This is a genomic window from Treponema sp. TIM-1, from assembly GCF_046533115.1.
In the GTDB taxonomy this organism is placed as follows: domain Bacteria; phylum Spirochaetota; class Spirochaetia; order Treponematales; family Breznakiellaceae; genus JAIRMO01.
This window is the reverse complement of the sequence record NZ_JAJQRC010000023.1, coordinates 14,877-28,512: the sequence shown is the minus strand read 5'-3', so window position 1 is coordinate 28,512 and position 13,636 is coordinate 14,877. Positions and strand designations below refer to the sequence as shown.

Genomic DNA, 13,636 nt, shown 5'->3' with positions numbered 1-13,636 from the left:
TATAAAATAATGAAAAAAACTATTTTTGTCAAGGAACCGTACCAACTGGTCGGTAAGTCGCAGTTGCAACAAAGAAAACCACGAACCACACAAACCTCACGAACAAAAGAAAGAATTCAGGGATTAATTTCAGGGCATCGAAGTAAAAGTTCGTGTTTTTCGTGGTTATTTTAAATTGAGGATTGCTGCCAACCGGTTCATAGGCGCCGCAAAGCCGCCGCGCAAGGGATTGGAGGGGTGCGAAGCAGCCACGGCGCTGTGCGCCGGGGCCGGAGCGATAGCGGAGCCCCGAAAAGCCCGGTTTCCGGCGCGCAGCGCCGGAAATGCGCCCAAATTCCTGATAGGACGCTGCGCTATTGACAAAACAGGTAAAAAGATACAACTATCGCTGATAGATTTCCTGCAAAAGAGGAAAATTTGCGTTTGTTTACGTAAGGAGCGGTGTCATGGAGTTGTATGATTTTTCTGTTAAAAATATTGATGGGGAAGATGTTTCCCTTGCCGGGTACCAGGGTAAGGTGCTTTTGATCGTAAACACGGCAACCCACTGCGGTTTTACGCCGCAATATACCGGCTTGCAGCAATTATATGCCCGTTATCAAGAAAAGGGCTTCGAGATTCTTGATTTCCCCTGCAATCAGTTTGGCGGCCAGGCACCCGAGGACGATGCGGAGATTCAAGATTTTTGCACCTTGCATTACCATACTACCTTTCCGCGTTTTGCGAAGATCAACGTGAACGGCAAGAACGCAAGTCCCCTGTATGCCTATCTGAAAGAACAACAGACGGGTACCCTGGGGGCACGTATCAAATGGAACTTCACCAAGTTTCTGGTGGACAAAAACGGAAGGGTAGTTCGGCGGTATGGCCCGGATCAAAAACCGGAAGTGATTGAAAAAGACCTGGTGGAGCTGTTGGGCTTGTAATCCATGGATTATGGATGATGCGGATGGGCTGCAAGGCTTTTAAGGGACGGGGGAATATTATATGAACGAGACTATTGCCCTATTGCGGGAATCCGGGGCTATGCTGGAAGGGCATTTTTTGCTCTCCTCGGGGCGGCATTCGGACCGGTATTTTCAATGCGCCCGGCTGTTACAGTACCCTGACCGGGCGGCGGCAGCCTTGCAGCCGGTGGCGGAACGGATCCGGCAGGACCTGGACGCGGGCAGGCTGGTTATAGACGCCATTGTGGGGCCCGCCATGGGGGGGATCCTGGTGGCCTATGAGTTGGGCCGTCAGCTGGGGCTCCCCGCCTTTTTCACCGAACGGGATGAACGGGGAGCCATGACCCTGCGCCGGGGGTTTGCAGTGGAAGCGGGCGCGGCTATCCTCATCGCCGAAGACGTGGTCACGACGGGAAAGTCATCCGGGGAAAGCGCCGTGGTCCTGGAAGGGCTCGGGGCCCGGGTTACCGCCCTCGCCTGCCTGGTAGACCGCCGGGCTCCGGGGGCGCCCCTGTCCTGGCCCCTCTATGCCGCCTGTACCGTGGCGGTTTCCGACTGGGACGCCCCCTCCTGCGGGCTCTGCGCCCAGGGGATCCCCGTGGTAAAACCCGGTTCCCGGAAATTCTAGGCCATGCCCGCTCCGCCGGAAACACCCTTCCTGGGGCGCGGGCCCCTAGGCGCGGTGGTATTCGACCTTTTTTTTACCCTGATAAACCCCCTGGACCAGCGCGTGGCAGGGGAAAGCGAATACGCGGTCCTGGGAATGGATCGGGAAGATTTTGAGGCGCGGTATACGGCGGATTATGAGACCTGGGGCCGGGGAAAGCTTCGGGACCCGGTGCAGATTATGACCCGCACCCTCCGGGGCTTGGGCGTTTCCCCGGACCGGATATGCCGGGCCGCGGAGGCCCGGATGGAACGGATACGAAGGGCGATTTACGGTATCGAAGAGAAAAACCTCACCCTCCTCAGGGAGCTCCGGGAAGGGGGGTACAAAATTGCCCTGGTCAGCAACGCCGATGTTATGGATATCCGGTATTGGCCGGGTTCGGCCTTGAGCCGTGCCTTTGACCAGATCATTTTTTCCTGCGAGGAAGGGCTTTTAAAACCCGATCCCCGTATATTTGCCCTGGCTGCGGAAAAACTCCGGCTGGAAAGCAGGGCCTGCCTCTATGTGGGGGACGGCGGTCACCGGGAACTGACCGGTGCCCGGGCCGCGGGGATGATCCCGGTCCTCACCACCGAATATATTAGCCGCATCTGGCCTGAAAAAATCGAAGCCCTGGGTAAAGACGCGGACCGGGTGATCCAAAGCCTGGATGAAATCCGGCGGCTTATCCCCTGGGGCCCGGAACCGCAGGCGTGAGGGCTCATATCACGGTCTTCCCGTCGTACTCCTAATAATACGAAAAGCCCAAAGAAATTTAACCACGAACCAACACGAACCACCCGAACAAAGAGGAGAGGAATGAGGAGATAGGAGTTATGGAATTTGGCGGCATCCTGTTGGGTCTAAATGATTCCGGGTTTATAGGCCGCATCAGCAGCGGCGGTGATGAGTTCCGGAAAATCGGCTTTCTTTGTAATCATGGAATGGAAGGAAAGTATGCCGGCGGCGTCAGGCGAAGACGCCCCCAGGCCGGATACTTCCGCCAGGGCGGCGGCGGCGGCTTTGGGGGTTTGGGGCTGCTGGTTTTCCTCCAGGTGGCGGAACAGCGCGGCGGCGCAGCCGAGGGAAATAAAGGCCGGCGGGATCCCCTGTTCCCCGCAGCAGCGGATGGCGCCTATGAGCCGGTCCTGGGGACCGAGTTTGCGGGTGGTATCCCCGCCTACCCGGGCGCAGGTATCCCTGAGGGCCCGGTTGGAAAAGCGGCGGAGCAGATCCCGAATGTGCCCGAGGAGGTCCGGCAGGGAGGCGCCGAATTTTGCCGAAAGGGCAAGGGCGCTTTCCAGCATGGCATTCTGAACGATATAGCCTATGTCCCCCCGCCGGACAGCCTGGTACAGGAACTCGTCCCCCTGGAGCATCCCCAGGTACGATGAAACCGCGTGCCCCATATTATGGATAAAGAGTTTGCGCTGAAGGTAAAAATCGAATTGACTGAAAGGACACATTCCCTCGATGCGCGGGATTTCCCCCTTAAAGGCGTCCTTATCCACGGGCAAAAAACCGTACGTTTCGGTACAGATCCGCAGCGGGTTCCCGTCCTGCATCTCCGGAGTCTGCAGGGGAACCATACGCCCGATGGAAGCTTCCACCAGACCTATATGTTTATCAAAAAAATCTTTCTCCAGTTCATGCAGATGTTCCTTGATGAGTTTTTCCAGCAGCTTATTGGCGTCAATGAGATTCTCGCAGATAATGATGTTAAGGCAGCTCCCGTTTTTTGCGAAGCGCTTTTTTATTCCTTCCGCAATGACCGGGGCTATGCGGGGAAGGACCCTGACCCCTACCGCCGTGGCCATGATGTCCGCCGCGGCTATGGCCTCCGCCGCCTTTTCCGGGTCCCTGCCGTTGACCGCCTGTACCCCCTCGATCCAGCAGTCCACGCCGCCGCTGTCGGAGAGGAGCCTCACCGGGTAACGGCCCGCTTGGTTTATGCCGTCTATGACCGGTTCGGCCACGTCGATAAAGGTAAGCTCGTATCCCGATGCCGCAAAAAGCTGCCCGATAAAGCCTCTGCCAATATTTCCGGCGCCGTAGATCACCGCTTTCATGGAATAATTATAGGGGCGGAAATTTCATTTGTCAATTGCAGGGAACCGTAAAAACTGTCGTTTAAGGAACTCCCATAGCTATTGACGGGGGGTATAAAAATGCTATAATTAGTTCATCCTACAAACTAATGCGGAGCATATGAAATTTATCAACCTTGAAAACAACCTTAAATCCAGGCCGCATCAAAGTATCATCAAAGAATCTAATATCAAACAGATCTTTGATCTGGTCTTTGAAAATGAAGGCATTTCCCGTATTGAAATATCGCGGATTACGAATCTGAGCCGCTCCACCGTTTCCCTCCTTATGGAGGAACTTATGGATGCGGGGCTTATCAGGATGATCGGCGAACGGGCATCGGACTCTTCAGGAAGAAAACCCATAGGCCTTGAGATTAACGGGGATCGGGCGCAGATCATTACCCTCTCCCTGCGGAAAGACCATTACCACTATATACTCTATGATATACGGGGCCGGGAGCTGGAACAATTTTCCCATAGGATAGTTTATAAAAACGGATGTGCCGCGAAAATATGGAATATGCTAAAATCCCGGTCTTCCTGCCTGGATGAATCCCGGCTGCTGGTGGTGTGTGTTTCTATTCCCGCCAAAATCAACAAGACGGAAAAATCCATCAATCTGTCCATCCTGGACACGGATAAAAATTTTGATCTGCTGAAAGAACTTAAAAGCATGTGTCCACAGATCCCGCTGGTGGCGGTAAACCAGTCCTCCGCCCGGGCGTATGCGGAGTACAAATATGTATACGGCGGAAAAAACGGCGATTTGATCTATTTTAACATCGACGACGGAGTAGGGGCGGGCATCATGGTAAACGGCAGGCTCTTTACCGGTGAGATCGGTCATATGTCCATAGATCCCAAAGGGCCCCGCTGTGTCTGCGGAAAACAAGGCTGCCTGGAAAATCAGATCAGCAAAACCGCGGTGATTAAAGAATTTACGGCCCGGGCGGGCGGGGACCAAAACGGGGTCCTCTATGCCCTGATTGGCGGTGACCCTGTCCGGATAAATTACCGGCTTATCCGGGAAGCCTTGGAGCAGGGGGACCTTGCGGTTATGGCGGCGGCCCGGGATATTGCGGAAAAAATCGCCCTGGGCATCAGTAATGTGATCTGCATGTTTGATCCCGAAAAGATTGTTGTCGGCGGCAATATACTGGAATTGGGCAGAACCTTTCTGAATATGGTACTGGCGCGGGTCGAAATCCCCGGAATTAACGGGGTATGTACCGATATTTCCAGCCAGATAGTCGGCAGCGGCATAGCCCATGATGCGGAAAACCTGGGGGTCCTGCGTTTTTTTCTTGACCGGATCTTTACTATTTCCGTTGAAACCGTAAATACCATATATCTTGGGGATTAAGAACCGGATATAACGAGGAGGAGCGATGAACATTTTAGGAATTGGGTGTCATCCCGATGATCTGGAAATCGGCTGCGGCGGTACTTTGGCGAAATACGTGAAACAGGGGCATAAGGTATTTATGTGCCATATTGCCAACGGGAATCTGGGCCATGCGGTCATTCAGCCCGGGGAGCTGCGGGAGATCCGTGACCGGGAGGCAAAGAACGCCGCCGCCGTGATCGGCGCCGAATCCATTTCCCTTGATGTCGGGGATCTGGAGCCGGAGGCATCGGATAAAAAAGTCAGAGACGCCCTGACCGAAGTGGTCCGTTATACCAAGGCGGACCTCATTATCACCCATAATCCCCAGGATTATATGCGGGATCATGAACAGGTTTCGTTTCTGGCCCAGGATGTCTCCTTTGCTACTACAATCCCCCATCTTCTGACCGGGACTCCCGGTACCGGCATATTCCCTCCGGTTTTTTTTATGGATACCCTGGCGGGGATCAACTTTATTCCCACCGAGTATGTGGATATTACCGGGGAGATAGAAAAGAAACTTGACGCTATCAGTTGTCATGAAAGTCAGGTAGTCTGGATGAGGGAACACGATAACATTGATTTTCTTGATTTTGTGCGGACCTGCAACAAGTACCGGGGGCTCCAATCGAACTGCGCCTTCGCCGAAGGTTTCAGGCAGTACGCCGCCTGGCCCCGGCTGCACCCCCGGCGTTTTTTGCCTTAATTCGGCAAGCCGCCTCCCCATTAAAACCGGTAAGAGATATTCGCCGAAAGCCTGCCGGACATGACTACCCGGCCGTAGCAATTACATTCCGAAAGACCCCGGGATGAAAAGGGGAGCCGCTTTTCTTCAAGCTCCTCTATAACGGAAATTTTTCCTTCAAGCCAGGATTTGATCCGGTATGCCGTTGTATCCAGCCGGGCGAGGAGGGTCCCGTAACGCAGGTCCAAAACTTCCCAGCCCAGGGGCTTGATGTTGGCCATCCAGTAATCCCGGTTGAAACGCCGCAGTTCTTCTGTCCGCCGTATCAGATCGGGGATGGTGGTTTCCGCCAAAAGCCCCAGGGCGGCCTGGTCCCCCGCCTTATAGGCGGCGCTTATTTTTTTACCCAGATCCGCTTTCAATTCCAAAACCCGGGCAATCCGGGCGGAGAAGGCAAAGAGACCGTAGGGGTCCCTGCCCTTGGCCGCCGCCTCGTAATATGCGGCCCATTGGGCGTAATGGCCGGCGGTTTCAATCCCCCTGATTTCGTAATCAAAAAGTCCCGCCAACGGGTCCTGCCAGATGAGGATCTTCGCGGCGTTGAAGTTTTTGGGGTTTCCCGCTTCGGTTCCGGGGATCTCGTTAAGGCGGCTTATGGCTTCAAAATGTTCACCGTCCATTCCGGTACAGAAGGAGGCCCGTTCCCTAAAAGATGCAAGATCTATCTCGTCATGGAAATTATGTTCCGCATAGAGCTGAAGCCCCAGCAGGGTGGTATATACGCTGGACTCGGTGGTGTCGTCTCCCCATACGGTCATAAAAACTTCTTTGCAGCCCGATTCCTTGCAGGCCTGGAGGGCGGCGTTGGTGTTTTTAACGGTCTTCCCCCAGTTCATACCAAAGCCGGTCCAGTTCCACATGCCCCCGGCAAAGACCGTTCCCCCCGGAAAGGCGCGGTGCCGTTGGAGCCATTCCCGGTAGAAGTCCACGGTATCGTGGTAATAATCCCAGTAGACCATCTGTATGTCCGGGGGAGCGGCGGCGGAAACTTCCGGCGGTATCGGGGCGGAGCTGTCGTAATAGTCCCCGGTGGGCGAGGCGGCGCGGAAGTACATGTCGCTCCATATCATGGCCCGTATGCCGTTTTTGCGGCAGATCTCCGCCACCCTTGCCAGGTGTTCGTTCATGATGTCGAATTTACTGCGGTAGCCGTTTTTAAGCAGGTACTGTCCCTGCCCCAGTTCCCAGGCCTCGTCCATACCGATATGCATGCGTTTGGTACGGAAAGGGGCCGCGCTCTGGGTTATCATTTGTTCCACAAAACGATAGGTCTTTTCCTCTCCCACCAGCAAGGTGTCGTCGTCTTCGCGGATGTCCCGGTAGGCTTCCCATTTAAGCACGTCGATGAGATGGGCCAGGGTTTGGATGCAGGGGATCATCTCTATTCCCAGGGCCCAGGCGAAATCATCCAGCGCTTTGAGTTCCTCCGGTGAGTAGCGGGAACGCATGTACCCGAAATAAGGGTTGTCTTTCAGGTCATAACTGTCTTCCACATAAAGCATGAACATATTGAGGCCCATCAGGGACATGCGCCGTAAAATTTCTTTTACCGTGGAGACCCGCATCACCGCGTTTCCCTGGGTCACGTCGTACATGGCCCCGTCCATGGTGAAACGGGGGATTTCGGTTACCGCGATATCCTGGTTTCCCTTTTCCAGTTCCTGACAGAGAAGCCCCAGGCCGCGGAAGAAAAAAACTTTTTCGGAAAAACGGATCCGGTATTTTCCCGAACCGCCTTTTACTTCAAGCAGGGACCCGGTGGTCTTTTCCGCTTCAACTTGGATGCCCCCCGTCCCGTGGCGGAGATCGAGGAGATCCCGGATCGCTTCAAAACCTTCCCGTACGGAGGTATCGCCCAGAACTTGTATGGTGGTCATTATTTTCCGGCCTGCATTTCCGCCACACATTCCATGGCGGTATCGGCCATGTAATCAAGCTGCTCATCGGAAAGCCCGTAAAGGGGAAGATGGGTATAGCGGCGGTAGAATACATCTTCACAGACCGGACAGGTTTTGGCGATGGCTTCGGACTTATAGCCCAGCTGGCGGATAATTTCAAAACGGTAGAGGGGACCAAAGTGGGGAATATTGGTAACCCCCTTGGCGCTCATCTTTGCCTTGAATTGCTGTACGTCGCCGCCGGCTTTTTCGGGATCGATCTGGATCTGGTAGAGATGGAATGTGGAAACATAATCCCTGTTTCCCGGATCCTGGGGAATGATGGCGGGATTTTTAGACAGCCGCTTGGTGACCCTGGCGGCCGCCCTGCGGCGTTCCGTCAGGATAGCTTCGTAGCGGCCCATCTGTTGCAGCAGCCCCAGGGCCTGGATCTCCGTTACCGAGGCGTTTCCCGGAACCGAAGGGCCGTATTTGCCTGGGATGGCGGTGACATCGTAGAGCCAGTCCTTGGACTTACGGCTAAAATCAAGCCCCAGAAACCGCGCCCGTTTCATATCAGCCTCGAAGCCGGGGATGGTGGTGGTAAGGAGCCCCCCTTCACCCAAAGAGGTGTTGTTTTTTACCTCATGGAAACTAAAGCCCGTAAAGTGCGCGGTGGTTCCCACCATCCTGCCCTTGTATTGCGCGCCAAAAGCGTGGGCCGCATCCTCAAGTACCACCAGGTCGTGTTTTTTTGCAAGCGCCATGAGGGGATCCAGGTCAACGGGATAACCGCCGATGTCCACGGGAACGATCATCTTTGTTTTCCTGGTAATTTTCCGTTCCACATCAGCGGGATCGATATTCACTGTTTTGGGATCAATGTCGGCAAAAACCAGTTTTGCCCCCACCGAAAGGGGATAGGCTATGGTCGCCATAAAGGTGATGGCCGGTACGATGACCTCGTCGCCGGGGCCGATGTTGGCGTATTTGTAGGCAATTTCAAAACCGGCGGTACAGTTGCAGAGCAGTATGCTGCCGGACGTTCCCAGGTAGTTATCGCAGGCCGCTTCCGCCTTTTCAACCTCGGTTCCCAGGGAAAGTTTTCCCGGGGGCGAGGACAAGCCGGCCAATGTATTCACCGCCCCCTTCACTTCCTGCAGGGCTTCGTTGTATTCCTTTCCCCGGCCCTGCATCAAGAATTTGATAAAGGCCATTACATCCTTGGCGTTGTAGTTTTCCCCCACCGCCGCCCAGGGGACCTTTGCCGCCCCGGTGTTATATCTAAAATCCGATGCTTTCTTCGCCATAATTTCCTCCTGCCGCACTGCGGCTATAGCAATGATAGACTACTCCAAAACTATTTTTCCAAAACACTCAGGCCGGTGGAAATCCGGTACCGGGCTTTCCACCGTATTCCAGACGAGGTAGTGGGGGACTTCGGTTTCATCGCCGCACTTGTAAAAATTCGCCCGAAAGGCCCGGCCCGTTTCCAACGTGAAAGCCGGGGCGTAAATGCGTATGAAGGTCAGGGGTATGGAAAAATCTATCCCCCATCCCCCCGCCACCGAAAAAGGGCTGACCGCAAAAAGCTCCCGGTATTCGGGAATGTAGAGACGATGGGAATGATCCCGGTCAACGCCGTAACCCAGGTACAGGGAACCCCGGGGATTGAATTCAAAATTGAAATAACGAAGATCCCCTTCAACGGGGGAGAAGAAAAACTCAAGGCAGCTGTCGTTACAGACCATGTCGGTAAGGCCCGAGAAGCGGGAAAGAATTTTTTTCTCCTGCGCCTGGAGCCTGAGTTTAAGTTTTTCCTGATCATAACAGAGCCGGGCAAAAGCGGCGAGTCCTTCCGGGGGCATTATCCACTGGGGAATCGTTATTTCAGCTTTTTCAAGCGAGTCCCAGGGGGGAATCCCTTCTTCATAGATCGCAGGGTACGTGTGCATGATCCTTTTTCCTCTCCTATCCCTTTATCCCGCTTAAGGTGATTCCCTCCACAAACTGTTTTTGTAATATCAGAAAGAGGAAAAACGAGGGAAGAAAGGCTATGGTGGCGCCGGACATTACCAGGCCATAATTGGTTAGATAGTTCCCCCGCAAGGCAGCCAGGGCCAGGGTCAGCGTTTGCATTTGGGGCCTGGTGGTAATCACCAGGGGCCACAGGAAATCATTCCAGCAGTTGATGAAGGTGAATATCGTCAGGGACACCAGCACCGGCTTGATCAGGGGAATAACAATGGTGAAAAATTTTCTTGATTCGCCGCAGCCGTCAATGTTGGCGGCTTCCAGAAGTTCATCGGGAACATTAAACATAAACTGCCGTATCAGGAACACCCCAAAGGCGTCAATCAGCGGCAGGAACAGGGCAGGGTAGGTGTTCATCAGTCCTCCATAGCGGATGATGGTATAAACCGGAATGAGTTTTACCTGGGTAGGGAGCATAATGGTGGCCAGATAGAGCATGAACAGGGCTTCCCGAAAGCGGAAACGTTTTTTCGCAAACCCGTAGGCCGCCATGGATCCGATAAGGCAGTTAAAGAAACAGGCAAAGAACGTAACAATAACGCTGTTTAACATATTTCTCCCGATATTCAGATTGTTAAAAATAATAGGATAATTCTTGATACTGAAATCGGAAGGGTCAAAATTAAAACTCAGGTAACGCTTGCTCGTCAGAGAGGTGATAAACATAAATACAAAGGGCACAATGGCCAGCGCCGCCATACCGGCAAGAAACAGCGCCGGGAGCATAAGCGGCCATCGTTTGGCAGGCTTTATCATTCGCTGCCCCCTGCGCCCCTGAGCACTCTCTTTTGAATCAGGGAAAGGATCAGTACAAAGCAGAGAAGAAGCAGGGCCGTGCAGGCTGCGTAACCCATGTTGAATTCCTTGAAGGCCGAGGTATAGACCGTGTAAACCAGGGTAAGGGTTGAAAGCCCGGGCCCTCCCCCGGTCATGGTATAGATGATGTCAAATACCTGGAACGACCAGATGGTCCCCATGGTCAAAATAAGATAGGTGACCGGCTTGAGGGAAGGGATAGTAATGTACCAGAAACGCTGGAATGTCCCTGCCCCGTCCACCCGGGCGGCCTCGTAGTAGGTTGCGGGGATATCCATGATCCCGGCATAGTAGATAACCAGGTAATAACCGATGTCCTTCCAAACCGAAACTATGGAAACCGAAACTATGGCGGTATTTTTATCCCCAAGCCAATTCACCGGATTGATTGAAAAAAGTCCGAGGATTCCGTTGATTATCCCCTGATGCTGAAACATGATGGCCCAGAGGGTTCCCACCAGCACGTTGGAAGCAATCACCGGAATAAAAAGGGCGCTCCTGATAAATTCGCCGAAACGGTTTTTGAACCCTTCTACCAGCAGGGCTGCCAAAACCAGGGAAATGAAGGTTTGGAATGGAACGGTGAGGAGCATATAAACCAGGGTATTCCGCAGGGAGGCGGCTATATAGGGGTCCTTAAAAAGCCGCCCGTAATTGGCAAGACCGATTATCTGGGGCGGCTGCACCACATTGAATTTGGTAAAACTGAAGAAGATATTCATAAGCGCGGGAATCAAAGAGAAAATCAAAAGGAGCAAAAAACTGGGAAAGATAAAGGCCGCTGCCTGGACCCCATCGTTTTTAAGCTTCCTCATGATTTTCTCCAAAACCCCGCGCTAATTGAGCAGGTTCGCGTAATTGACCGTTTCCTGGATAGCCTGTTCGGGGCTCATTTCATTCATCATCATCTGTTGAAGATTCCTGAAGAGATTATCCTGGATCTGAAAATTATTTTTCGCCACCGGAATGATCACCACGTTTTGGGGGTTCTCGTAGAAGGAACGGAATTTGGGATTGTCCTTATAGGCTTCCCCCCTGGAAATGGGCGGGAAGGGTGATACCTCCGTATGAAAGACTTCCATAATGGAAGGCTTGGTCATCTCTTTCATAAGGCTTGCCGCAAGTTCCTTGTTTTTGGACGCGCTGTTCATAAAGAGTACATCCGCTACCAGCTGAACCGCTTCCCGTTTGTCTTTTAAACTGGTAACAAAATCCCAGTTGATTCCCGCCTCGTCAAAGGTCGGAGCCACCGTTCCAGCGCCGTGCATACAGACGACCTTTCCCTGGGCAAAAAGCTCCTCGATTTTCCCCAGGCTTGACAGCGATTCGGGGGGAGCGATCTGATGCACATAGAGGAGATCGTAGACAAACTGGGCGGCCTTGACCGCGGCGTCATTGTCCTGGAGGGCTATCCTGGAACCGTCCTGGGTAAAGATGTCCCCCCCGGCGGTCCAGAGGAAGGGGTAGTATGCTTCCTGAAGGGTACCGTAATGCCGATCGGTCCATTGGGGCACATAGATGTAGATATCATCCCCCAGGTTCGCGGCCTGCATCTTTTTGCCGAATTCGATAAATTCATCCCAGGTCCGGGGCAGGGTCGTAATGCCGGCCTTGGCCACCAGGTCCATGTTGAAGAAGAACACCCGCACATTCCCGACAATAATCGGCAGGGTATAGAGCTTTCCGTAAACATATCCCATGTCGGTGTAAAGATAGTTGTCCAATTCGGCCTGGCTGAAATAGGGCGCCAGATCTTCTAGGGAACCCATGGTCACGAACTGATCCAGCATTTCCGCATACATATAACCGACATCGGGACCCGCGCCGGATGAAAGACCGGTAAGGTATTTTTCCTCGATGGTTTCCCAGGGGGTTATCTCTATCGAAAGGTTTACCTTGTTGGCCTCCGCCCAGGGCGCAAGGCTTTTGGTCCAGAACTCCATGTCCATACTTTCCGCCGTACCGAAGGGGGGCCACCAAAGGGTAAGATCGGTTTTCTTTTCCTCCGAAGCCTTACATCCCGTTACGACTGCCAGAATCACCAGGATCGGCAGCAGACATCCTATAAGCTTTTTCATTTTTCCTCCTTACTATAAGAACAATTTTCTATCCGGCCTCAATTACACTCAGGCTCAAGAGGTCCGGCTAATTCTTTGACAAAAAAGAGCTTGCCCGGCAGGGTGGTTGTATAGGTTGAAGGCACCCAGGGTGTTTTGCCGTAACGCAGGGTCATCCAGAACGAGAGGCCCTGCCACTGCATCCCCCGGCTTAAAACCCCGTCACAGCCGCCGATGGCGTAATCGGCGGAAAAAAGGAGCTTGGGCCCCAGGGTGTTGGCCGTCGCCGGAACCAACGGCGTCCTGGATTTAAAACTGGTCAGGGCATTCTGTTCCACCGTCAGGGGATGGAGCTTTGCGCCCAAACGAAAGGGGACGGCCATCCATTCGGCTTCGGTTTTGAATTCCGCCGCAAAGGTAGGTTCCCAGAACGCGATATGGCACATGCGGCCGATGCCATAGATCAGGATGAGACTGCCCCCGGCCCTGCGGATCTCGTTTATTTTCTCCTCATAACGGGGAAGACTGTCTTTAGTGGCAAAGTTCCGCCGGTTTTTCGGTATGGGTTTTTTGATATGATCGAAAAAATGGGTGGTCATGGCGTATTCAAAACTCGCCTTGTCCCCGCCCCCTATGGTATTGCCCTCGGTATCGGCGTATTCATCCATATTAAAGGTAGTTACCTGGGAACAGTCCACTCCCCATTCGTTGAGGAAATATGCGGTCCATTTGTACATACCCATGGGCCCCGCCGGAAGGATCAGGGCAAGGGGCAGCCCTTTTTCACTGCTTTCCCGTATTTTGAGGGCAATTTCATGGCCCATTTTTACTTCAAATTCGGCAAGGTCCCCGCATAAAACCGGCGTATACTCCTTGTTCCAGCCCGGCTGGCGTTCCAGCACTGTTTCCGGGGCGCCGATACATTTATCTATCCGATCAAAATCCCAGCCTGCGGGATAAAAATTTTCAAGCAGTGTTCCTGTTTTTGTATCCTGAAAGTTAACCATATATCCCCCCGAATGCTTTACCCATGG

14 protein-coding genes are annotated in these 13,636 nt (G+C 53.4%); 5 read left to right on the top strand and 9 right to left on the bottom strand.

Features of this window, described 5'->3' with window-relative positions:
• Positions 1–28: 28 nt before the first annotated feature.
• Positions 29–382, bottom strand: a complete 354-nt coding sequence (locus LQZ21_RS09620; protein ID WP_411044115.1) for a hypothetical protein — start codon at positions 380–382, stop codon at positions 29–31.
• Between the two features lie 64 nt (positions 383–446).
• Here LQZ21_RS09620 and LQZ21_RS09615 point away from each other — a divergent pair, with 64 nt between their 5' ends.
• From LQZ21_RS09615 to LQZ21_RS09605, 3 genes are all read left to right on the top strand, one after another.
• Positions 447–926, top strand: coding sequence for a glutathione peroxidase (locus LQZ21_RS09615; RefSeq protein WP_411044114.1), 480 nt, complete (start codon positions 447–449; stop codon positions 924–926).
• Between the two features lie 61 nt (positions 927–987).
• Entirely contained in the window at positions 988–1,575 is a 588-nt protein-coding gene (gene pyrE / locus LQZ21_RS09610) for an orotate phosphoribosyltransferase (protein ID WP_411044113.1), read from the top strand.
• 3 nt (positions 1,576–1,578) lie between these two features.
• A complete protein-coding gene (locus tag LQZ21_RS09605; protein WP_411044112.1) occupies positions 1,579–2,313 on the top strand; it encodes an HAD family hydrolase in 735 nt (244 codons plus the stop codon).
• A 146-nt stretch (positions 2,314–2,459) separates the two neighbouring features.
• Here the strand turns inward: LQZ21_RS09605 and LQZ21_RS09600 are convergent, their stop codons facing one another.
• Positions 2,460–3,665, bottom strand: a complete 1,206-nt coding sequence (locus tag LQZ21_RS09600) for a mannitol dehydrogenase family protein (protein WP_411044111.1) — start codon at positions 3,663–3,665, stop codon at positions 2,460–2,462.
• A gap of 139 nt (positions 3,666–3,804) precedes the next feature.
• On the opposite strand from LQZ21_RS09600, the gene LQZ21_RS09595 reads away from it, so the two are divergent.
• A complete protein-coding gene (locus LQZ21_RS09595) occupies positions 3,805–5,049 on the top strand; it encodes an ROK family transcriptional regulator (protein ID WP_411044110.1) in 1,245 nt (414 codons plus the stop codon).
• A gap of 25 nt (positions 5,050–5,074) precedes the next feature.
• Positions 5,075–5,779 carry a PIG-L deacetylase family protein gene (locus LQZ21_RS09590; protein WP_411044109.1) on the top strand — a complete coding sequence of 235 codons (705 nt, stop codon included), beginning with the start codon at positions 5,075–5,077 and terminating at the stop codon, positions 5,777–5,779.
• Positions 5,780–5,799: 20 nt separating this feature from the next.
• Here LQZ21_RS09590 and LQZ21_RS09585 read toward each other — a convergent pair whose 3' ends face one another.
• Genes LQZ21_RS09585 through LQZ21_RS09555 form a run of 7 tightly spaced genes read right to left on the bottom strand, consistent with a single transcriptional unit; the run spans position 5,800 to position 13,609 of the window.
• Positions 5,800–7,695, bottom strand: coding sequence for a beta-N-acetylhexosaminidase (locus tag LQZ21_RS09585; RefSeq protein WP_411044108.1), 1,896 nt, complete (start codon positions 7,693–7,695; stop codon positions 5,800–5,802).
• The gene (locus LQZ21_RS09580) at positions 7,695–9,005 is read right to left on the bottom strand and encodes a DegT/DnrJ/EryC1/StrS family aminotransferase (RefSeq protein ID WP_411044107.1); all 1,311 of its coding nucleotides are present in this window, start codon (positions 9,003–9,005) and stop codon (positions 7,695–7,697) included. The genes LQZ21_RS09585 and LQZ21_RS09580 overlap by 1 nt, the downstream gene beginning before the upstream one ends.
• Positions 9,006–9,044: 39 nt before the next feature.
• Positions 9,045–9,650: a carbohydrate-binding family 9-like protein gene (locus tag LQZ21_RS09575; protein WP_411044106.1), complete on the bottom strand. Its 606-nt coding sequence runs from the start codon at positions 9,648–9,650 to the stop codon at positions 9,045–9,047.
• A 16-nt stretch (positions 9,651–9,666) separates the two neighbouring features.
• A complete protein-coding gene (locus LQZ21_RS09570; RefSeq protein WP_411044105.1) occupies positions 9,667–10,485 on the bottom strand; it encodes a carbohydrate ABC transporter permease in 819 nt (272 codons plus the stop codon).
• Positions 10,482–11,360 (bottom strand): carbohydrate ABC transporter permease, encoded by an 879-nt coding sequence (locus tag LQZ21_RS09565; RefSeq protein WP_411044104.1) that lies wholly within the window; start codon positions 11,358–11,360, stop codon positions 10,482–10,484. The genes LQZ21_RS09570 and LQZ21_RS09565 overlap by 4 nt, the downstream gene beginning before the upstream one ends.
• A 21-nt stretch (positions 11,361–11,381) precedes the next feature.
• On the bottom strand, positions 11,382–12,623 hold the full coding sequence (locus LQZ21_RS09560; RefSeq protein ID WP_411044103.1) for an ABC transporter substrate-binding protein: 1,242 nt from the start codon (positions 12,621–12,623) through the stop codon (positions 11,382–11,384).
• A gap of 38 nt (positions 12,624–12,661) precedes the next feature.
• Positions 12,662–13,609 carry a sugar phosphate isomerase family gene (locus LQZ21_RS09555; RefSeq protein ID WP_411044102.1) on the bottom strand — a complete coding sequence of 316 codons (948 nt, stop codon included), beginning with the start codon at positions 13,607–13,609 and terminating at the stop codon, positions 12,662–12,664.
• Positions 13,610–13,636 lie beyond the last annotated feature (27 nt).

Bases quoted from the DNA above. Each gene is read 5' to 3' on its own strand.
- LQZ21_RS09600 (WP_411044111.1), bottom strand. From the start codon at position 3,665: ATGAAAGCGGTGATCTACGGCGCCGGAAATATTGGCAGAGGCTTTATC.
- LQZ21_RS09560 (WP_411044103.1), bottom strand. From the start codon at position 12,623: ATGAAAAAGCTTATAGGATGTCTGCTGCCGATCCTGGTGATTCTGGCA.
- LQZ21_RS09575 (WP_411044106.1), bottom strand. From the start codon at position 9,650: ATGCACACGTACCCTGCGATCTATGAAGAAGGGATTCCCCCCTGGGAC.
- pyrE (WP_411044113.1), top strand. From the start codon at position 988: ATGAACGAGACTATTGCCCTATTGCGGGAATCCGGGGCTATGCTGGAA.
- LQZ21_RS09555 (WP_411044102.1), bottom strand. From the start codon at position 13,609: ATGGTTAACTTTCAGGATACAAAAACAGGAACACTGCTTGAAAATTTT.
- LQZ21_RS09605 (WP_411044112.1), top strand. From the start codon at position 1,579: ATGCCCGCTCCGCCGGAAACACCCTTCCTGGGGCGCGGGCCCCTAGGC.
- LQZ21_RS09595 (WP_411044110.1), top strand. From the start codon at position 3,805: ATGAAATTTATCAACCTTGAAAACAACCTTAAATCCAGGCCGCATCAA.
- LQZ21_RS09585 (WP_411044108.1), bottom strand. From the start codon at position 7,695: ATGACCACCATACAAGTTCTGGGCGATACCTCCGTACGGGAAGGTTTT.
- LQZ21_RS09590 (WP_411044109.1), top strand. From the start codon at position 5,075: ATGAACATTTTAGGAATTGGGTGTCATCCCGATGATCTGGAAATCGGC.
- LQZ21_RS09580 (WP_411044107.1), bottom strand. From the start codon at position 9,005: ATGGCGAAGAAAGCATCGGATTTTAGATATAACACCGGGGCGGCAAAG.
- LQZ21_RS09565 (WP_411044104.1), bottom strand. From the start codon at position 11,360: ATGAGGAAGCTTAAAAACGATGGGGTCCAGGCAGCGGCCTTTATCTTT.
- LQZ21_RS09570 (WP_411044105.1), bottom strand. From the start codon at position 10,485: ATGATAAAGCCTGCCAAACGATGGCCGCTTATGCTCCCGGCGCTGTTT.
- LQZ21_RS09615 (WP_411044114.1), top strand. From the start codon at position 447: ATGGAGTTGTATGATTTTTCTGTTAAAAATATTGATGGGGAAGATGTT.